The sequence below is a fragment of the Pararhizobium sp. O133 genome (genome assembly GCF_051669845.1).
Taxonomy (GTDB): Bacteria; Pseudomonadota; Alphaproteobacteria; order Rhizobiales; family Rhizobiaceae; genus Pararhizobium.
In genome coordinates, this window is record NZ_CP196426.1 from 3016003 (window position 1) to 3037594 (window position 21592).

The 21592-nt window shown below is 60.3% G+C and carries 15 protein-coding genes; 1 reads left to right on the forward strand and 14 read right to left on the reverse strand.

The annotated features are described in order from the left end of the window. Window positions 1–406: 406 nt before the first annotated feature. The 8 genes from ACST81_RS14410 to ACST81_RS14445 all read right to left on the reverse strand — a co-directional run bounded on the left by ACST81_RS14410 (window position 407) and on the right by ACST81_RS14445 (window position 12887). Window positions 407–1675, reverse strand: a complete 1269-nt coding sequence (locus ACST81_RS14410) for an OmpP1/FadL family transporter (RefSeq protein WP_438748707.1) — start codon at window positions 1673–1675, stop codon at window positions 407–409. A 488-nt stretch (window positions 1676–2163) separates the two neighbouring features. Beyond that, window positions 2164–5004, reverse strand: a complete 2841-nt coding sequence (locus ACST81_RS14415) for a valine--tRNA ligase (RefSeq protein ID WP_438748708.1) — start codon at window positions 5002–5004, stop codon at window positions 2164–2166. A 128-nt stretch (window positions 5005–5132) separates the two neighbouring features. Next, on the reverse strand, window positions 5133–5999 hold the full coding sequence (locus ACST81_RS14420) for a PopZ family protein (protein ID WP_438748710.1): 867 nt from the start codon (window positions 5997–5999) through the stop codon (window positions 5133–5135). Window positions 6000–6223: 224 nt separating this feature from the next. Continuing rightward, window positions 6224–7630, reverse strand: a complete 1407-nt coding sequence (locus tag ACST81_RS14425) for a TolC family outer membrane protein (RefSeq protein WP_438753575.1) — start codon at window positions 7628–7630, stop codon at window positions 6224–6226. A 297-nt stretch (window positions 7631–7927) separates the two neighbouring features. Next, window positions 7928–8590: a protein-L-isoaspartate O-methyltransferase family protein gene (locus ACST81_RS14430; protein WP_438748711.1), complete on the reverse strand. Its 663-nt coding sequence runs from the start codon at window positions 8588–8590 to the stop codon at window positions 7928–7930. Between the two features lie 280 nt (window positions 8591–8870). Continuing rightward, window positions 8871–9296 (reverse strand): TonB system transport protein ExbD, encoded by a 426-nt coding sequence (exbD, locus tag ACST81_RS14435; protein WP_438748713.1) that lies wholly within the window; start codon window positions 9294–9296, stop codon window positions 8871–8873. 4 nt (window positions 9297–9300) lie between these two features. Further along, window positions 9301–10326, reverse strand: coding sequence for a tonB-system energizer ExbB (gene exbB, locus ACST81_RS14440; RefSeq protein ID WP_438748715.1), 1026 nt, complete (start codon window positions 10324–10326; stop codon window positions 9301–9303). Between the two features lie 215 nt (window positions 10327–10541). After that, entirely contained in the window at window positions 10542–12887 is a 2346-nt protein-coding gene (locus ACST81_RS14445) for a ComEC/Rec2 family competence protein (RefSeq protein WP_438753577.1), read from the reverse strand. Window positions 12888–13328: 441 nt separating this feature from the next. On the opposite strand from ACST81_RS14445, the gene gltA reads away from it, so the two are divergent. Next, complete coding sequence (gene gltA, locus ACST81_RS14450) at window positions 13329–14618, forward strand: citrate synthase (protein WP_438748716.1); 1290 nt, start codon at window positions 13329–13331, stop codon at window positions 14616–14618. A 27-nt stretch (window positions 14619–14645) separates the two neighbouring features. On the opposite strand, the gene lpxB is transcribed toward gltA, so the two are convergent. From lpxB to bamA, 6 genes are read right to left on the reverse strand one after another with little or no spacing between them, the layout of a single operon-like run. Beyond that, window positions 14646–15824, reverse strand: a complete 1179-nt coding sequence (gene lpxB / locus ACST81_RS14455; protein WP_438748717.1) for a lipid-A-disaccharide synthase — start codon at window positions 15822–15824, stop codon at window positions 14646–14648. Beyond that, a complete protein-coding gene (locus ACST81_RS14460; protein WP_438748719.1) occupies window positions 15821–16702 on the reverse strand; it encodes an LpxI family protein in 882 nt (293 codons plus the stop codon). The genes lpxB and ACST81_RS14460 overlap by 4 nt, the downstream gene beginning before the upstream one ends. Before the next feature lie 5 nt (window positions 16703–16707). Then, window positions 16708–17520, reverse strand: a complete 813-nt coding sequence (lpxA, locus tag ACST81_RS14465) for an acyl-ACP--UDP-N-acetylglucosamine O-acyltransferase (protein ID WP_438748720.1) — start codon at window positions 17518–17520, stop codon at window positions 16708–16710. 2 nt (window positions 17521–17522) lie between these two features. Beyond that, the gene (gene fabZ, locus ACST81_RS14470) at window positions 17523–17990 is read right to left on the reverse strand and encodes a 3-hydroxyacyl-ACP dehydratase FabZ (RefSeq protein WP_325464459.1); all 468 of its coding nucleotides are present in this window, start codon (window positions 17988–17990) and stop codon (window positions 17523–17525) included. Next, on the reverse strand, window positions 17983–19059 hold the full coding sequence (lpxD, locus tag ACST81_RS14475) for a UDP-3-O-(3-hydroxymyristoyl)glucosamine N-acyltransferase (RefSeq protein ID WP_438748723.1): 1077 nt from the start codon (window positions 19057–19059) through the stop codon (window positions 17983–17985). Before lpxD ends, fabZ begins: the two co-directional genes overlap by 8 nt. Window positions 19060–19105: 46 nt before the next feature. Beyond that, window positions 19106–21448 (reverse strand): outer membrane protein assembly factor BamA, encoded by a 2343-nt coding sequence (gene bamA / locus ACST81_RS14480; protein WP_438748725.1) that lies wholly within the window; start codon window positions 21446–21448, stop codon window positions 19106–19108. Window positions 21449–21592 lie beyond the last annotated feature (144 nt).

Genomic DNA, 21592 nt, shown 5'->3' on the forward strand with positions numbered 1-21592 from the left:
TCCCAAAACTGCTCCGAAGCCGCGTAACATCACGGGAGACATGGATTTTTTCGAAAACGCGAATACTCATCTCACTCCAAACACCGCATGCTCAAAACTTCTTTGCAGGTTTGTCAAGCTCATCGGTGCTCCCAGTTTGTGGCGGGAAATAGACACAATCCCCCGCCGCGCTGCCGTTGCGGACTATAGAAAGAATGTGTTGCTGAATCGTCACAAAACGTGACACCCGCCGACTCCCGAAAATCTGGCCGGAGAGCCCCCCGGTTTCGAGATGATATATGGGAGAGACAACCGCTAGACACGCCCAAACGCGTAAGCCCGCACGCACATTTGCATGGTTCACCGAACGCAAGCTACAAAAAAGGCCCGATGCGAACACCGGGCCCTTCCTTGAATGCTGGGTCGATCAGAACTTGACCTTCAGCGACGTGGAAATGGCACTGACGAGGTCGGTGCCGAAATCATAGCTTACGTCTTCGCCGACCGAGCTGCCGCTCGTCAGGACGCCGATGGCGCCGGCAAGACGCAATTCGACATTTTCGGTCGGGGTGTAGGATACGCCGGTGCCGAGCGTCCAGGTGTCGGTCTGGTTGCCGTAGCCATGGCTTGTGCCGCGGTCCCAGGTCAGGCTTGCAGCACCGCTCCACTGGTCGTTGAACTTGTGACCGACGCCGCCCGAAACGGTCCAGCCGTCGCGATAGAGAAGCGTCAGGCTGGTCGGCAGGTTACGCGGATCCGCAGTGCTGTTCGGATTGACCTGAATGACCTGCAACTGGCTCCAGTCCGTCCACTTGACCGAACCGAAAACAAGCCAACCGGGCGCAATGCCGGTCTGCAACTTGAGTTCGATCGAATCCGGCATCGAGGCGAAGCTCGATACGTCGTATTTCGTACCATCGACCGTGACCGGTCTTCCGGTAACGGGGTCGATCACGGGCGCACCGGTGAGGGGATTGCGCACCGGGAGCTTTACATGAGTAAGATCGACGGTGCCACCCAGATCATCGAGATTCACGGCACTGTTATAGACGAGGCTTGCACGAAACGCGTATTCGGGGATTTCATAGGCAGCACCGGCGCGCCAGCCCCAACCGCTCCCGTCGAGATCAAGGCGACCAACACCGTCAAATCCGGGTGCGACCAGAGGGCTGACAAAACGCTCCTTGAAGCCACCGACTTCCTGATAGAAGCCACCGCCGATGATACGGAACTGGCCCTTGCCGGCATCCCACTTGTACGAGCATGTTCCCGCGTAGTTGTCGCTCTCGATCTTGGTTTCGATATTGTCGTTCGCACCCATCCAGTTCGCACCCGGATTGGTGTGCGCGCCCCAGGGCTGCGAATAATCGACCATGCAGTCGACGCTGTCGCCGATGCCGGCCTTGAAGCCGATCCGCGGAACCCAGTAACCTTCGGTATCTTCCACGCCGCTGGTCTGGCCGCCACCAGCACCATTCGAACCAATGCCGTTCAGCGGATTGGTATCCACGACATTGTTGAGTTCGCGCTGCGGATTGACATAAGTCGCCGCGGCTTCACCCGCATATGTGGACGGATCGAACAACAGATCGATATTGTAACCGCCACGTTCCAGACCGCCCGCATTGGCCACAGTCGTGGTCAATGCAACGGTCAGCGCCGCCATCATGGCAGTCCCGATTTTCTTGTGAACCATCCGTTCCTCCCCTGAACACAGTCGGTCGCCGACGTTGAAATCGGCCACTGATGGAAAATTATCGACGGGATGGCGCAGAAGGCAAATACCTAGAATTAGCGATAGAGCTTCTTCGATCACGGAAAATTTACGTAAGAAAATGAAAGAAAGAGCGAAATCGCCAGATATCGGACTTTAATTTCGCCGTCCAACAAATTTCAGAAACAATTTAGAAGAAAATTCCACGAAATCACCAAAGTGTCACATTGACACAACAATGTCGCTTTTTGCGAGACTTGCCTCTTCAAATAAGAAAATGTGTATGCAAGCGCATAGATGCGTGGATTTCGGGCAGAAACCGGGATTCCGCAAGAGAATCAGAAATAAACTCTGCATTGCATTGCATTGCGACCGTCATCAATCCGAGATCGCATGTATTTTCAAACAAAAAGCGACCGGCCGCCTTTTGGCCGATCGCTTGTCTTCTTCACGACAATGTCGAGCTGACGTCAGCCCGCTTCCGAAATTCGTGCAAGCGCCACGCCAAGCGAGACCTTCTGGCCGTCGAGCTCGGCCAGCCGTTCCCGCTCCGCCTCGACTACGTCGGGCCGGGCATTGGCGACGAATTTTTCGTTCGAGAGCTTGCCGAGAATGCGCTCGCGCTCCTGGTCGACCTTGGCCAGCGCCTTTTCCAAGCGCGTCTTTTCAACCGACAGATCGATCAGGCTGCCGAGCGGCAGGCAGATGGTCGCCTCGCCGACGACGATCTGGGCGCTGCCCTTCGGCGCGGTCGCGGCGAGATCGATGGCATCGACACGCGCCAGCCGGCGAATGGCGGCGGCGTGACGCTCCAGCCGTTCCTTGGTCACCGTGCTTGCCTCGACAACGACGAGCGGCGCAATTGCCGCCGGCGGCACGTTCATTTCCGAACGGACCGAACGGATACCGGAGACCAGATCGATCAGCCAGTTGGTTTCGTCTGCCGCCGCATCGTCGGCATAGGACGACGACGGCCATTCCGCGTGGCACAGCAGGCCGTCGCGTGTCTGCCCCTCAGCCGCCGTCTGCGCCCACAACTCTTCCGTCATGAACGGCATGAAGGGATGCAGCAGCTTGTAGGTCTCGTCAAGAATATAGGCGACGCAGGCACGTGATTCGGCCTTGGCTGCCTCGTCCGCGCCGCCGAACACCGGCTTCAGCAGTTCCAGATACCAGTCGCAAACCTGATTCCAGACGAAACGATAAAGACTGCCGGCCGCTTCGTTGAAACGGTAGCCCTCAATCGCTTCCGTCACATCGCGGATCGTGCGCGACAGTTCCGTCAGAATCCAGCGGTTGATCGTCAACGAGCAGGCTTCCGGAACGAATTTCGGATCGGTCGCGACGCCGTTCATGCCGGCAAATCGCGTTGCGTTCCAAAGCTTGGTGCCGAAATTCCGATAGCCGGCGATACGCGCCGGATCGAGTTTCACGTCCCTGCCCTGCGCCGCCATGATCGCCAGCGTGAACCGCAGCGAATCGGCGCCATACTCGTCGATCAGGTCGAGCGGATCGATGACGTTGCCCTTGGACTTCGACATCTTGGCGCCGTTCTTGTCGCGAACCAGCGCGTGAACGTAGACGGTATGAAACGGCTCGACGGCAGTCCCGTCGGTATCCTTCATGAAATGCAGGCCCATCATCATCATCCGCGCAACCCAGAAGAAGATGATGTCGAAGCCGGTGACCAGAACATCGGTCTGGTAATATTTGTCGAGTTCGGGCGTCTTGTCCGGCCAGCCGAGCGTCGAGAACGGCCAGAGCGCCGAGGAGAACCACGTGTCGAGCACGTCCTCGTCACGGGTCAGAATATCGCCCGGCGCGAAGTTTTCGAGCTTCTCCTCGACCCAGGCTTTCCAGGGGCCTTCATGCGCGATGTAGTGCTGAATCGCCGCGTGCAACGCCTCTTCCTCGGTCTTTTCAACGAAGACCTGTCCGTCCGGACCGTACCAGGCCGGAATCTGGTGTCCCCACCAGAGCTGGCGCGAGACGCACCAGGGCTGGATGTTTTCCATCCATTCGAAATAGGTCTTTTCCCAGTTCTTCGGGACGAAGTTGGTGCGGCCTTCGCGAACGGAAGCGATCGCGGGCTTCGCCAGCGTCGCGGCATCGACATACCACTGTTCGGTGAGCCGCGGCTCGATCGGGACGCCGCCACGGTCGCCATGCGGAACCGTGTGCTTGTGTGGCTCGATCTTGTCGAGCAGACCACGTTCCTCGAACATGGCCACGATCGCCTTGCGGGCGGCGAAACGCTCGAGATTGTCGAGTGTCGAAATCACGGATTCAAGCTCGTCGGTCGCCGGCAGGCCTTCGAGGAAGTCCTCGTTGCCGGCAAGCGTCACATGGCCATCGATGGTCAGGATGTTGACTTGGCGCAGATTGCGCCGCTTGCCGACGTCGAAATCGTTGAAATCGTGCGCAGGCGTCATCTTGACCGCGCCGGTGCCGGCGGTCGGATCCGGATATTCGTCGGCGACGATCGGAATGCGACGGCCGACCAGCGGCAGCACGACATGCTTGCCGACGATCCCCTTGTAGCGCTCGTCATCGGGATGGACGGCAACACCGGTATCGCCGAGCATGGTTTCAGGACGAGTGGTCGCGACGACGAGATAGTCACGCGTCTCCCACTCGGTCGCCTTGCCGTCCTCGTCGAAGGCGATCGGATGCTGGTAGGTCGCTCCGTCTTCCAGCGGATAACGCAGGTGCCACAGATTGCCGGCCATCTCGACCTGTTCAACTTCCAGGTCGGAAATCGCGGTCAGCAGCTTCGGATCCCAGTTGACCAGACGCATGTCTTTGTAGATCAGGCCTTCCTTGTAGAGCGAGACGAACACTTCCAGCACAGCCTTCGACAGACCTTCATCCATGGTGAAGCGTTCGCGCGACCAGTCACAGGAAGCGCCGAGGCGCTTCAACTGGTTGAAGATAAGGCCACCGGATTCGGCCTTCCACTCCCAGACCTTGTCGATGAAGGCCTCGCGCCCCATCTCGCGGCGGTGCTGCTGGCGTTCCATCAGCTTGCGCTCGACGACCATCTGCGTTGCGATGCCGGCGTGGTCCATGCCCGGCTGCCAGAGCACGTCCTTGCCGCGCATGCGCTCGAAGCGGACCATGATGTCCTGCAATGTGTTGTTCAGCGCATGGCCCATGTGCAACGAGCCGGTGACGTTCGGCGGCGGGATGACGATACAGAAGCTGTCGGCGCCAGGTTTTGCCCCCGCACCTGCCCGGAAGGCGTCCTCGTCATCCCAGATCTTGGCGATACGCGGTTCGACTGCGGCGGAATCATAGGTTTTTTCAAGCATTCTGGAGCCAAACTCGCTGATTGATGTCGATGGTTTGTAAATCGGAACGGGGCATTGGTGTCAACAATAACGACAAAAAAGCCGCCAGTGTGGTCGCTGGCGGCTTTGACGGAGAGAAATGCGAAAGCCTACCGCCGGGGTCCACGCGCAACGCGCTCGATCTCCTCACGCACGAGCCGTTCCACCAGCGTCGGCAGATTGTCGTCCAGCCATTCCTGCAACATCGGACGCAGCATATCCTCGGCAATCTCGTCGAAAGAACGGCGCTGACTGCTGTCAAAGGCAAGCGCGAGATCACCAAACGAGCGGGCAACCTGTTCGCCGACTGCAGGCGATACGATCGAGTTCACCTCCTTTTCGGTGATGATCGAAACCGGATGGCTCTCAGCCTCGACGCGTTCGGGAGCGGATTGAGCGGCCGGCGCCTCGATCTTTTCAACGATTGCGGCGGCCGGTTGGGCCAGCGCCGCTGTGACCGGAGCAGCAGCCGGCTCCATCTTGTCCTCGGCCTGTACGGCCGGCTGCTGTGATACCGGCGCGGGTGTCATGCGGGCAGTTACGGTCGGGTTTTCGATCCTGGGACGCTGTGCGACCGCATTGTCCGGCTCGCGCAGTGGCAGCGAATGCCGCTCAGAGGCGGCCCGCACACGGGCGGCGACATCGGCCAGAGACAGCGGCGGGGTCGAGACGGCAGCCGCCGATCGTTCGACCTCCGGCTGTGGCTCGCGGACCGGCACCGGCTGCGCATGCTGCTGAACCTCGGCTTCGAACTCAGCCACGAGCGCATCGTCATCGATGGTCAGATGAATATCGTCGGTATCATAGGCGCGATCGTCCTCGTAGGAACGTTCGCCGCGATAGCCCTCGTCCGGTGCCGGACCGAGATCGTTGGCCGGGAATCCGGGAAGGCCCGGCTCGTTGCTTTCGATGATCTTGCGAATGGAGGCGAGAATCTCGTCCATCGAAGGTTCGCGCGCTGCATTGGGCTGTGCCATGATTATCCCCGTTTCTGCGGTCGAATTGGATCGAAAGATTTGCCACGCAGGTGTCGATGCGGACTGTATGCGAGTTCGGCGTTGAACAAAACGCCGCGAATCATCAAGTTGGATTCTTGCACAGATTTGTTCGATCCGTTACCCGTCGCCGATTCGCACGGAAAATTCGCCGCGAAAGCTGCGGGCCGTTCCCCATTCGAATGCGATGAAATCAGGCAAATGGTTTAGCGCCCGTCCACTGTGCGCAGGCCGAACCACTTGTCCTTGACGGCCTCGTAGTGCTCTTCCGAGCGGTATTCGGCCACCTGGAGACCTTGGCTCTTGATCGTCAGGCGGCCCATGGCCGCCAACAGCGAATAGCTGGCCACCACGGCATTGCGCTGCGAGGCGACGAGGCTCTCTTCCGCGACCAGCACGCTCTGCTGCGCATCAAGCACGTCAAGCGTGGTTCGCTGACCGACCTTGCGCTCCTCGATGACGCCGGCGAGCGCCATGTTGGCGGCGTTCACCTGGGCCTTGTTGGCAATGATTGACGCAAGCGCGCCCTCAAGCTGCGCATTGGCCGTCACGATCGTCTGCTGCACCTCGGCACGGGCGGAATCGACGAGAATACGCTGCTGGCCCAGCCGTTCCTTGGCCTGGCGGATCTGGCCATATTCGGCGCCGCCCTGATAGATCGGAATTTCCAGGCGCGCGGTGATGGCGGCGCTCGCCGTATCCGTGCCGTTGGTGCGGTCCGTGGTATTACGAGACAGGCTACCCTGCACCACCACACCCGGCAGCATCGTGCCCTCGGCCGACTTCACGCGGTAACCGGCGGCATCGACACTGTACTGCGCCGCCGCGATCGTCGGGTTATCCCGCAGGCCGGAGGCAACGGCCTGGTCGAGGCTCTTCGGCATCGCCCTGGAGGCGGGAGCCGGCTGCTTGACGCCCTTCGGCATATCGCCGACGATCTGCACATAGACGGCTTCGCTCTGCTTCAGCTGCGAAATCGCGTTCGCGAGAATGGCCTGCGCGCCGGCAAGCTCGGCCTCCGCCTGGCTGACGTCGGTGCGGGTCCCCTCGCCGACGTCGAGCCGCGACTTCGCCGCATTCAGCTGTTCTTTCAGGAAGGCCATGTTGCGCTTGCGGATCGACACGACGCGCTGGTCACGGGCGATATTGGCATAGGACTGGGCTGCGGCGAGAAGAATGGAAATCTCGTTCGCCTTCAGCGTCTCGCGACTGGAAAACACGTTCGCCTCGGCGGCGCGGACATTGTTCAGCGTCTGGAAGCCGTCGAAAATCTGCTGGGTGATCGTGATTGTCGCGAGCCCGGTGCGCACCTGTTCAGCGACAAGTGGCGTCCCGCGGCGCGGAAATTGGAAGTTCGGGAAAGCCTCCGTGCCAAGGTGTGTCGCCGTTCCCTGCAGCGCCGCCGAAATCTGCGGCCGGTAACCCGACTTGGCGATCGCCACGCCTTCGTCCGTCGCGCGCAGGCCGGCGCGCACTGCGTTCAGATCGGGATTGTTCTGATAGGCCTTGGCCATGGCATCGAAGATCGTTTCTGCCGAAACAGCAAGGGGCGTCAGCCAGACCGTTGAGGAAAGGGCGGCCGACATAGCCATCTTACGCAGAATCGACACAATCTCTACTCCGGTATGGAAGCCGGAATGACCCAGATCTTCCCAGTTCGGCAAAGCCGCGGCATTTCACATCATGTGAGGGAAACCACCTCACGCTGCTTGTCGCTGCTTAAGCGCAAGAGGTCTGACTTCAATCCTCGGCAAGCGTCTTCTTTGAAGCCCGGATTTCAAGCTGCGACAACCGGTTGCACCACCTTCGGCTACCCGTGACCCGGAGAAACGAAAGGCACGTTGCCATTTCGCAACATTGGAATATACACGATAACAATCAAATGCTGAGCGCCCTCAATAAGAGGAGCGTCAAAATACAAATTCACGCGCAATCCGGAAGCCCGGCAATGGCTTGACGGCCGTGTTGAAAGCCAGACGTTCCGAGGTCTTGCCGGCTTCGCGGGTATAGATCCGGGCGCGCGAAGCATTGCCGAAACCAACCACCGCAACCAGACGGCCGCCGTCCTTGAGCTGGTCGAGAAGAGCCTCCGGCACGGTCTCGACCGCGCCGTTGACGAAGATCACATCGTAAGGCGCACCCGACGCATACCCGGCTTCCAAAGTGCCAGTGACCACCTCGACATTGCCGTAGCCCAGACGGCCAAGCGTCGCGGTCGCTTCCGTGGCCAGGGCAGCGTCGCTCTCAACAGCAATCACCGAAGCGGCGAGCGACGAAAGGATCGCCGATGTGTAGCCGGTACCGGCGCCGATCTCGAGAACCTTGTCGCCGCCGGTAATCGTCGCGAGTTGCAGCAGCTTGGCCATCGGCGATGGCTCCATCAGGTAGCGGCGGCCTTCGGTCGCGCCCGACAGTTCGACATCGGTGTCGATATAGGCAAGCGGCTTCATCGCGGCGGGCACGAACTCCTCGCGAGGGACAGACAGGAAAGCCGAAAGAACGGTATGCGACGTCACATCCGTCGTGCGGATCTGGTTGTCGACCATCTTGATGCGTGCTGCTTCGAAATTCATCTTGCCTGACCTCATGATCCGGATCGTCGTCCGGTTTGCGCGCACTTGCCTTGCGCCGGATATGGCCACGCTCATAAATCCGCGCATCAACGGTTTCAAGCTATGGAATGCAGTTCTCGCAAAAAAGCAAGCTTGGCGGCGACATGCGTGTCCGTCGAAGAGGGTTCCCGCAGATATTTCACGGGGTTTATCGTCTGGACCTCGCCGTGGGCAGAGAACATACAGCAGCCAGATCCATCCCGGTCTGGCCGCTGGATACAAATATTACAATGTATTCGTCTCAACCGGCGGGCGCGGCCTCCAGGCCAACAAGCCCGATCTTGGTATAGCCGGCGCGCTGGATGAGGTTCATCACTGTCATCAGTTCACCGTAATCCACCGCCTTGTCGGCGCGCAGCAGGATGCGGGTCTGCGTATTGCCTTCGGTCATCCGGTTGAGCTCGCCGACAAAATTGTCGCGGCTGGTCTCGTCATTGCCGAGAGCCAGTGACAGATCGGCTTTCAGGGTGACGAAAACCGGTTTGTCCTCACGCTTGGCCGGCGTTGCCGCGGACTGGGGCAGATCGACCTTCATATCAACGGTCGCAAGCGGCGCCGCAACCATGAAGATGATCAACAGCACGAGCATCACGTCGATGAAGGGCGTAACGTTGATCTCGCTGTTTTCCTCTAGGTCGCCGGCACCTTCGCTGATTTTGCTGGCCATGGTCTTATCCGATCCGCGCGATGCCGGCGTCCGAATGCGCATGGCTTTCGGCCTTGCGCGGCGCGACCCTGCGGGCCTGGCGGAAATCGAGATCGCGGCTGACGACGCGCTCGACCGCGGCCGAGGCATCGGCCAGGATCAGGCGATAACCGGCAATCGAACGGGCGAAATAGTTGTAGATGACGACGGCCGGGATAGCCGCGACAAGACCGATGGCGGTGGCCAGCAGGGCTTCGGCGATACCGGGAGCAACAATGGCGAGATTGGTGGTCTGCGCCTGGCTGATGCCGATGAACGAATTCATGATCCCCCAAACGGTGCCGAAAAGCCCGACGAACGGTGAAATCGAGCCGATCGTCGCCAGCACGCCGGTGCCGCCGGCAATGCTCTTTCCGGCACGCGCCTCGATGCGCGACACCTGCGAGGCGACGCGCTCCTTCACACCCTGAGTCGAGACAATATCCAGCACGGCCTCCGACTTCGACAGTTCATCCGCCGCGGCGGCAATCATCAGAGCCGCGGGGCCCTTCTTTCCGGCAAAATTTTCGCGCACATCGCGCAGGACGGTGGCGCCGGAAAGCGTACGCACGGCACGGCGGGCGGCCGCCTTGGCGGCGGCCAGTTCGAATGTCTTGACCAGCAGGATCGCCCAGGTGGCGACGGATGCCAGTGCCAGCGCACTCATCACGCCTTTGACGACGATATCGGCGGCCATGAACATGCCGAGCGGCGATAGATCGTGCGGCAGGACCGGATTCGGAGCAGCAACCTGACCTGCATCCTGTGCTTCGCCGGCAATCGGAGCGGCATCCACCGGCGCGTCCTGCGTCGCAGCCTCAGCCGGAACTGCCTGTGTAGTCGCATCGACGGGTGCTGGCTGTGTCGCGCCAGCCGGGGTCTCCTCGGCGGGCTGCTGGATTTCACCGCTGGCAGGCGCCTGCGTTTCCTGCGCGTGAAGCGCGCCCGCGTTCGAGACAGCAAGCAGCACGGCCGCCAGCATCATCCATTTCGGCATAACCCGGTTCGGCATGATCTTATCCTTACCTATCAATCGCCCGACATCCCTTGGGAGAAGAGAGACCGGACGCGCAAACCCTGTAATTCGACAGCCGGCATGAAAGCGAACGGCTTCAACAAACGCCGCTTCATAGGACGAGTATGGCCGAAAGACAAGGATTTGTGGAGTTATTTAATCAAGAATAAACCGACTGCCACCGCAACGCCTGCGGAATCAGGCACCCGCTCTTATTGATCAGTCTCGGCCTCGTCGAACCGGCCCGTCCGCCAGTCGTAAGTCCGGTGCCGGGCCCAGGGCCGATGCAGTTGCTCCAGGGCGAAAACCAGCTGCATTGCGGGCTTGTCATCAATGGAGGATGCGACCGCGTGAATTTCCACGGCGCCCGAACGCCGCAGGCTCTGTCCGCTCAGCAATGTCGCACCGGAACGGCAGGACGGAAAACGCAGCATTGCCGAGGTAACGACGATATCGGCTTCATCGCAGGCAATGCCGACGAAACGGGCATCATCGACCGTGACGATCTTCCATCCCTGTCTTGTCGTTGCCGCGCAAACCTGTTTCGGGATGCAGGCGAAGCGTCCCGATGGGGAATCCGCCAGTAGTTTTCGAACAGCGTTTTGCGCGACCTCCTTGTCGATCGGCGGCCTGTTTCGTTTTCCGGCGGCAGTATCCGCCATTTCCTCCGTCACCGTCTCCGCATCCTTCACGACAAGGTCAGCGCGCTGCTGCGGCTTCTGGTGATCGTCGAGGCGGAGCGCACGCTGCCATTGCGAGAAGATGAAGTCCGGCGGCTGGGTGCGGTTGCTGGCAGCCGCGTCTCCCTCGATCATCGCCACCAGCCGGCCGTCCTCGGCGATGACAAGGGCAGGCTGCGGGACACTACCTGCCCAGGTGACCACGAGCCCGATAGCGATGACGCAAAGTCCGGAAGCGGCCAACCATGTCCGGAACAGGCAGGCCAGAACTCCGCCGGCAGCAATCAACATGAAGGCAATCTCCGGAACCCGGCCAGTCGTCACCTGTCCGCCCCAGGACGAAACCATACCGGCGATTGCGATCATCCATTCCAGTCCCTGCCCCATGACCAGCAGCGGATAATAATCCAGCCCGAACGGCATGAGCAGCATGGCGACGAGCGCGAACGGCATCACAAAAATGCTGATGATCGGCATGGCCAGGATATTGCCGATCAACCCGTAGGCCGCGAGACGATGAAAATGACCGGCGGAATAGATCATCGTCGACATGCCGCCGATGAACGAACTGAGCAGCAGGCCCGCGAAAAAACCGCCGGCGGCTTTCAGCGGCTTCATTTTCGGGTTGGTCGGTAGGAGATCGCGGTCGGGCCGCTCGCGCCAATGCGCGTAGCCGGCCACCAGCGCCAGTGTCGCCGCAAATGACATCTGGAACCCTGGGCCGGTTATGGCGGACGGCGTCACCACCAGGATGATGAGAGCCGACAGCGCGACATTGCGCAGGCTGATCGACGGCCGGTCGAAGAAGACAGCCACGAGCATGATGGAAATCATGATCCACGAGCGCACGGCGGAAACGGCGCCACCCGAAATCAGGATATAGAAGAATACCATGATCAAAGCGCCAGCGGCCGCAAGCTTCTTGATCGGGACGCGGTGCGCGAGCCCCGGGATGAAGCTAAGCACCGTTCGGGCTCCGATCAAGAAGGTGCCGGCCGCCAGCACCATGTTCAGCCCGGAAATCGCCAAAACATGCGCCAGCCCCGCCTCCCGTAGCGCCTCGATCGTCGGCCGGCTGATGGCGCGCTCCTCCGCCGTGACCAGCGCTGCTGCGATCGCGCCGGCATCGCCGCCGATCGTTCCGCGTATACGGACACCGACCGCCTCGCGCCAGCGGGCAATCGTCTCCTTCCCCTGGGCACGCCAACGGGCAATCCTGCCTTTATCGGAGCCTTCCGGAGCAGCGATGGACTTCGGCTTGCCATAGAAATAACCGACGGCGCCGATCCCCTTGAAATAGCTGTCGAAGGCAAAATCATTCAGCCCGACAAGGGCCGCACCCGAGGGTGGCGACAGACGTGCCCTGCCCTCGATACCGCCGCCGATCGCGATCGCTGCTTCGCGGTTGCGCGACAGTAGGGTGATTGTCTCGGAGGCCCGCTTCAGTGTGGGGTCGGATGTCTGCGCGACGGTGACGGTATAGCGCCAATAGCCCTTGTCCGTGGCTTCCCGCCCGGTGACCGTCCCGCGCACCGTTGTCGTAACGGAGGTATCGAGCAGCACCGTGCCCATGCGCGCCGTCTCGAAAGCCGCCAGCAACATGCCGGCAAGGAACAGGGTCGCCAATCGTGTCGCTATGCGCCAGACGCCGGGAGAGTGTCGAAGAAAACCAGCTGCCATGCAAAAAACGCACAGCAGAAGTGCAAGTTTGAGAAGTCCGGGCGTTTCGGCCAAGGAAAACCAGACGAGCGCGCCGAGCCCAAGAAAGACCGGAACGAAGAGGAACGGATGTCCGAAGTCCTGTTCTTCCGCCAAGGCACCGGTGATCGTACTGCGCCAGCGAATCCGCGCCCACCGTTGGCGAGGTGCGGTGAGCAAATTGAACGCCTTGGTTTTTCGGAGTTTGGGCAGCGTCGCAGGGATTTGCCGAGAGCCATCGGAGGCATCGACGTGCGTCCCGCCAAAGCGGTCGCGCGACGCCAGCCGTGGCTCCTGCCCCTCATTCATGGATGACGTTCCATCCGCCCCTGCCCGCCGCCAGTTTGCAACCGCGCGAGAGAGAACGCAACCGGTGAGTTTGATGCCCAAAAAAGCAGCAACAGTTTCACGGATGAGATGGAAGTGCCGAAGGAAGGAGCGATAATGCCATTGGACATATCGTCCGAACATGCAATTATTGCGTTGCCATATGCCTATTTTTGCGTCGCACCATTTGCCTTTCGTTCAACTTGGCAGCTGTCATTAAATCGGATAGCACATGATCGACGTTAATATCTGCGGCATAATTGTGTGCCAATTTGCTGCAAACGGAGGATCCCCATGACAGGAAAAAGCGCAGTTGTGACGGTCGATGGAAAATCGGTGGACTTGCCGATTCGATCGGGGTCGATCGGTCCGGATGTTGTCGATATCGGCACGCTCTACAAGCAGACCGGCCAGTTCACCTACGATCCCGGCTTCACCTCGACCGCGTCGTGCGAATCCAAGATCACCTATATCGACGGTGACGAGGGCGTGCTTCTGCACCGCGGCTATCCGATCGAGCAGTTGGCCGAGCACGGCGACTTCCTCGAGGTCTGCTATCTGCTTCTCTACGGCGAACTGCCGACCAAGGCACAGAAGCTCGATTTCGACCACCGTGTTACCCATCACACGATGGTGCACGAGCAGATGAGCCGCTTCTTCACCGGCTTCCGTCGCGACGCCCATCCGATGGCTGTCATGTGCGGCTGCGTCGGCGCTCTGTCGGCGTTCTATCATGACTCCACCGACATTACCGATCCGCACCAGCGCATGGTCGCTTCGCTGCGCATGATCGCCAAGATGCCGACACTCGCCGCCATGGCCTACAAGTACCATATCGGCCAGCCCTTCGTTTACCCGAAGAACGATCTCGACTATGCGTCGAACTTCCTGCGCATGTGCTTTGCCGTTCCGTGCGAAGAGTATGTCGTCAATCCGGTTCTGGCCCGCGCCATGGACCGCATCTTCATCCTGCATGCCGATCATGAGCAGAACGCCTCGACCTCGACCGTTCGCCTCGCCGGCTCGTCGGGTGCCAATCCGTTCGCCTGTATCGCTGCGGGCATCGCCTGCCTGTGGGGTCCGGCACATGGCGGCGCCAACGAAGCAGCACTCAACATGCTGGCCGAAATCGGCACGGTTGATCGCATTCCCGAATTCGTCGCCCGCGCCAAGGACAAGAACGATCCGTTCCGCCTGATGGGCTTTGGTCACCGCGTCTACAAGAATTACGACCCGCGCGCCAAGATCATGCAGAAGACGACGCATGAAGTGCTGGCGGAACTCGGCCACAAGGACGATCCGCTGTTGGAAGTGGCGATGGAACTCGAGCGCATCGCGCTGACGGACAGCTACTTCATCGAGAAGAGGCTCTATCCGAACATCGACTTCTACTCCGGCATCACGCTGAAGGCGCTGGGCTTCCCTACGACCATGTTCACGGTGCTGTTCGCGCTTGCCCGCACCGTCGGCTGGATCGCCCAGTGGAACGAGATGATCGAGGATCCGGAACAGCGCATCGGCCGTCCGCGCCAGCTCTATATCGGCGAATCGGAACGCGACTACGTTCCGGTTTCCAAGCGCTAAGTAGAAGGCACCGATTAAAAAGCCCGGTTACCCGGGCTTTTTTTCGTTGAGGACTTGAAGCACGACGCGCGCCGCCGACTCACCCGGCGGCCTCTCCGTCGCCATTCGCTGCCACACGGTACGGAAGCCGTCCAGCATTGCCATACGCTCGGGCGTCGGTGCCGTCAGCCGCTCCATCCAGCGCGACAGGGCGCCCGGCTTGATCGCCTCATTGAGATATTCCGGCACGACGGGGTAATCGGCCACCAGATTGGGAATCGCCGCCGTCCAGATCTTGATCCGCTTGTGCATCAACCGGATGATCCAGTCGGCCTTGTATGTCGAGATGACGGGAATGCCGCACAGGCCGAGTTCCAGAATCACCGTACCCGACGCGGCCATCGCCGCATCCGCCGCAGCGAACGCCTGCCACTTTGAGGCAGCCCCGACGCTGATCTCCGGCTTGACCGCCCAGGATGCAGTCATCTCCCGCACAAGGGCCTCCTGTTTCGGAACCGTGGGAAGCAGGAAGCGCATGCCGGGATGCCGCGCCCGCAATTCCGCGGCCGTCTCGCCGAAATCAGGCAAAAGGCGTCTGATTTCGCTGCCACGCGAGCCCGGAAGAAGCAGGCAGGTGGCGGCATCCGTATTCAGAGCATCGTCCAGCTTTGCCGCCTGCCGGTCCCGGACCGAGAGCACATTGACGTCGCTTGCCAGCCGATGTCCGACATAAGTCGTCGGCGGGCCGCCGAGGCGCTTCATGACCTCCGGCTCGAACGGCAGGACGGCAAGGACATGATCGACATAGGGGCGCATCTTGCAGGCGCGCTCCTGCTTCCACGCCCAGACGCTGGGGCAGACATAATTGACGATCGGCAGGTCCGGCAGGGACTTGCGCACGATGCGGGCCACGCGGTGGGTGAAATCCGGGCTGTCGATGATGACGAGGGTATCCGGCCTTGCGGCGACGATGGCGGCGGCGGTCTGGCGGATGCGCAGGATCAGCTTTGGCAGCCGTGCCAGGACCTGCGAAATGCCCATGATCGACAGTTCGGAATAATCGAACAGGGAAACGAGGCCTTCCGCCTCAAGCCCCTCGCCGCCGACGCCGACCAGCGAGAGTTCGCCCGCAACGAGCGGTCGCAATGACTTGACGAGGTCCGCGCCCAGAAGATCGCCGGAGACTTCACCGGCGATGACGGCAAGCTTCAGCGATCGTCCCGTCATCGCATGCCCCGCAGCAACTCCCGATCGATGCCGGTAATGAACAGGCCGGCCTCGTCGGCGAGCTTGATCATTTCGGGTCGTTCCAGCACCAGCGCGCGACCCGCCTCGACGGCGATACCGGCAAGACCTGCCGCCTGTGCGCCCTTGATGGTCGAGGGGCCGACCGACGGCAGATCGGCGCGCAGATCCTGCTGCGGCTTGCAGAGCTTGACGAGAACGCCCCTCCGGCGGCTGGAGATGCGCCCGTCCGCCTTCAGCTTGACCACGCGCTCCAGCATGGCGTCGGTGCCTTCCGCTCCCTCCAGCGCGACGACACGGCCGCCGACGGCAACTGCACCCTGCCCGACATCCAGATGGCCAAGCGCGATGGCCGCGGCCTCGGCGACCTCGATGTCCGCCTGGTCTTCCGTTCCCGGCGAAAACCTGCCAAGCGTGCCGATATCCGCCAGCAGTTCCGGCACGATCTCCTGAACGCCGATGACACGCGCGCCATTGGTTTCGATGAGTTCGATCGCCATTTTCAGAACGGCGTCGTCGCCGCCCGAGAGCAGCGTGCTCAGGACACTCGGAACTTTCGCAAGGCTCCTGAGCGTCGGCTTGATATCGCGCCAGTCCGGACGGCGGCGGACGGCGCCGGACATGACGACACGCCCGATCCCGGCATTGCGGAACACGCCACTGATTGCCTTGAAATTGCCGATCCCGAGCGTCGTATGATCGAAGGCCGACCAGTCTCGATCGGTTTCATTGGCAAGCGCGATGATGAACGGGTTTTCGCCGTGAAGGCGCGCGGCCTGCGCGACATGCAAGGGCAGCAGACCGCCGCCAGCGATGATCGCCAGCCGGTCTTTGGTGTCTGGCCGGCTGTCCAAGCTCATCCGCCTCAGCCCTTGCTGCCCCTTGTGGGCGACGACAGCGCGCGGTCGCTTTCCGCGGCAATGAAATCGAGGATTTCGAGTGCCGGCGGGCAGTCGAGATAATCACCGCGAATCGCAGCCGCATTGGCGCGGATCGATTCCGGACCTTCGAATATCTGCTTGTAGGCCCGGCGAACCGCGTGGATGACCGGTTTTTCAATGCCGGACCTGCTCATGCCGACGACATTGAGACCACCGAGCAGACCCGGATTGCCGTTGAGCATGCCAAAGGGAATGACGTCGTAGGCAACGGCCGACAGTCCGCCAATGAACGCCTGACGGCCGATGCGGGTAAACTGGTGCACAGCCGAACCGCCGCCCAGGATGGCCCGGTCGCCGACGGTGACGTGACCGGCCAGCATGACATTGTTCGACAGGATGATGTTGTTGCCGAGACGGCAGTCATGCGCCACATGCGAATAGGCGAGGAACAGGTTGTTGTCGCCGACGACTGTCGTACCGCCGTGCTCGACGGTACCCGTGTTCATCGTCACGCCTTCGCGGATGGTGCAGTTTTCGCCGATCACCAGCGTCGTATCGACGGCGCTGTGGTGCACGCTCTGCGAATCACCGCCGATGACAGCCGAAGGAAAAATCTTCGAACCCTTGCCGACCGTCGTACGCCCGAGCACGACGACATGGCTGATCAACTCGACATTGTCTGCGAGCGTCACCTTCGGGCCGATATGGCAGAAGGGGCCGACGACAACGTTGTCGCCGATCACCGCTCCGTCTTCAATGACGGAGAGCGGATGGATCTTCGCAGTGGAGGCAATCATGGTCAGGCGTCTTCCTTGCTGATAATCATCGCGCCGATATCAGCTTCCGCGACAAGTTGCCCGTCAACTTTTGCATCACAGTGAAATTTCCAGATATTGCCGCGCTGCTTCTGCTTGACGACATGATACTCGACACGGTCGCCAGGCACGACTGGCTTGCGAAAGCGGGCGTTGTCGATGGTCATGAAATAGACGAGGTTGCTTCCGTCGCCGGTTTTGCGAGCGCAGATCGCGCCGGCGGTCTGCGCCATGCCTTCGATCAGGAGAACGCCCGGCATGATCGGCTGTTCGGGAAAATGCCCGGTGAAATGCGGCTCGTTGGCCGTGACGTTCTTGATGCCGATCGCCGAATTGTCGCCGTCGATCTCGATGATCCGGTCTACCAGGAGAAACGGATAACGATGGGGGAGCAACTTCAAGATTTCCCGTATATCGGCCGTGCCGAGAACGGTGGTTCCTGCTTCACTCATCGTTGCCTCCCGATTTCTTCTGTCTGTTATGGGCCCGCGCCGCAATTTCGGCCATATCCCTGAGAAAGTCGCGCATGGGGCGGGCCGGTATGCCGCCGTAACGCTCGCCGGGCGGAACATCCGCCGCGACGCCGCTCATCGCGGCGATCTGGACCCTGTCGCCGATGGTGATATGTCCGTTGATGGCCGCAGCCCCGCCGATCAAGACCCCATCGCCGATACGCGTACTTCCGGCAATACCGACTTGCGCTGCGATACCGCAATGCCGACCAATGCGGACATTGTGGCCAACCTGAACCTGATTATCGATCTTGGTACCCTCGCCGACCACCGTGTCATCCATGGCACCACGGTCGATTGTCGTATTGGCGCCAATCTCGACGCGATCCTGCAGGATGACGCGGCCGATCTGGACGATCTTGATCATGCCGCCACGCGGCCCCGGCGCATTGCCGAAACCATCCTGGCCAATGCGCGCGCCCGGATGAATGATGACCTCGTTGCCGACAAGCGAATAAAGCACGCTGGCGCCGGTCGAAATCGTGCAGTCGCGCCCGAGCCGCACGCCCGGGCCGATCACGGCGCCGGCAGCAATGCGTGTTCCAGCCCCGATATGAACGCCGGCGCCGATGACAGCCGTCGCCTCGACATGAACATCATCTTCGAGTTGCGCGGATGGATCGACGAAGGCGGCGGGAGAAACGCCGGATGAAGCTGACAGGTTCTGGACCGGGCGCATGGCGTCTGGATGCAGGATTGATCCCGCCAAGGCAAAGGCCATGTGCGCCTGATGTGTATTTGCGGTCAACAGAACGGGAATATGGGATGGAACAAGCGATGCAATCGCCTTGTCGCAGATGATCGCCGTCGCCTGACAGGTCGACAGTTCGTCACGGTTCTTTCGGGACAACATATAGCATATGTCGCCCTCCTTCGCGCGGTAAACCGGCGATACCGACCGGACAAGCCGGTCAGCGACTGTCTTGTCTTCCAAGGACGCGCCAATCCGGTCCGCCAGATCACTCAGGCGAACCCCATCATGCGGTGGGAAGAACCAATTGTTTTCCATGGCCAACTCCAGAACAGTTTTGGCAGGCAGTTCTGGACTGCAAGGATCAGAAGGACGACGAAATACCGAACTTGAGATTCTGAACCCTGTCGTAGTCTTCCTTGGCGATCGGGATTGCATAATCGACACGCAGCGGACCGAACGGCGATGCCCAAATCAGGCCGACACCGACGGACGCACGCAGAGAAGCCCCGGTTCCGCCTTCGGTCTTATCAGTCGTCCCCTTGTACGTGAGGTTCACTTCATTGCCATACAGCGTACCAGCATCCGCAAAAACCGCCCCGCGGAAGCCAGCGTCACGCGAAACGAACGGCAGCGGGAACGTTGCTTCAGCAGAAGCCGTGAAATAGGTCGTACCGCCGAGGGCATCGCCATTTTGCATGCGCGGACCAACACCGTTACGTTCGAAACCGCGAATATCGTTGTTACCCAGCTGGAACTGGTCGAACACTTCCATTTCGCCGCCGGTGCTGAACACATGGCCAGCCGTACCACCAAGCGACGCAATCAGATCGGCGTCGTCGTTCAGGGTGTAATACCACTTGGCCTTGCCGGTAATCTTGTAGAAATCAGATGTACCGCCGAGACCTGCATATTCCTGCGTGAAGGACGCGAGAATACCGTCATGCGGCAGGGTCGCATCATCGAGCGAATTGTAGGTGATCGTGTTCGATACCGAAGAACGCGTCCAGTCTGAACCGTCGATCACGCGGTCATACGGGGTCGACAGGTCAGTCGTATCGCCGTGATAGTCCATCCGGGTGTAGTTGTAACGGAACGTCGTCGACAATTTTTCAGTGATCGGCGCCGTTACGCGCAGGCTGAAGCCTTCGTCTTCATAGCTGTAATTGTCATCGTCATAGTCGTTTTCGTTCTTGAAGATATCGAAGCCGGCAGCCAGACGATATCCGAGGAAATAGGGCTCGGTGAACGAAACGTTGTATGTCCGGCTATCTTCACCACGACCTGCGGCAAGACGAATATACTGGCCACGGCCGAGGAAGTTCTTTTCCTCGATCGAGGCTTCCAGCAGGAAGCCGCCGCCGCTGCCGGCCGAATAACCAGCGCCGATACCAAACGAACCGGTCGACTGATCCTGCACATCAACAATCACCACGACGCGGTCGCCGGCGGAGCCAGGCTGCGTCGAGATATTGACGGTAGAAAAGTAACCAAGCGCTTCGAGACGGCGTTTTGCCGTTGCAATCATTTCCTGATTGAATGCATCGCCTTCGCTCATATCGAACTCGCGACGGATAACGTAATCGCGCGTGCGCGTGTTACCGCGGATTTCGATGCGCTCGATATAGGCGCGCTCACCCTGGTCGACGAGGTAATCGACCGCGATCGTGCGATTGCCGAAATCACGGTTGCCGCGCGGCGTAACGCGCGCAAAGGGGTAACCCTGCGAGGCAACACGCTTGGAGATCGCCGAAATGGTCGCCTGAACGTCCTTGGCCTTATAGGTCGAGCCTTGCGAGCTTTGAACCAGCCCCCTCAGCTCTTCGGCATCGACACCCTCGACGGTCGATTCGACATTGACGGCGCCGAAATCGTAACGCTCGCCTTCTTCGACGGTAATCGTCACGGTGTATTCGTTGGTGGCCTCATCGAGAACAGCATCCGACGAGACGACACGGAAATCCGCATAGCCGCGGTTGTAATAGAACTGGCGCAGCAGTTCTTCGTCGGCGCGCAGCTTGTCGGGATTGTAGACGTCCTTGCGGCTCAGGAACGAGAAGATACCCGATTCCTTGGTCGCGATCACAGCCTCGAGGCGCCCATTGCTATAAGCGTTGTTGCCGACGAAATTGATGGCGGTTATCTTGGTGCGGTCGCCTTCATTGATGACGAAGGCAAGGTTGACGCGGCCTTCGGCAATCGGAACGACCTGCGTCGTCACGGTCACGTCTTCGCGACCGATGCCAGCGTAGGCATCCTTGATGGCCTGGATATCGTATTCAGCCGTCGACTCGCTGTACGGGCCGAGCGAGCGGGTGCGGACAACAGCCTGCAGCTTGTCGTCCTTGATCTTGCGGTTGCCGTTGAAGACGACCTGGTTGACGAGCTGGTTTTCGGCCACGGTGACGACAAGCGTACCGCCGGAAACATTGATGCTGACGTCGGAGAAATAGCCGGTGGAATAGAGGCGCTTCACGGAAGCGTCGATTTCAGCATTGCTGAAGCTCTTGCCGGGAACGATGGTGATATTGGCGCGGACGGTCTCCGGGCTGACGCGAGTGGCGCCACGAACCTCGACGCGGCTGATCGTTGCTGCTTCCGCGACAGATGCACTTGCAAGCGTTACAATGCCAGTCCCCGATGCGACCACACTAGCAGACAGCGCAAACGCCGACACCGCGTTCAAAAATCTTGAACCAGCTTTCATAAATCTTACCTTCTTCCCAATGCCCCGCAGCGAACTCGTACCGACTCCGGTCACGGTTGCCGTTTTAACCGCTTTTCCTATACAAGCAAGGTCGGACGTTAATTTCTGTTTACTTCAATTGAAACCGTGTCCTAACGGCCACTA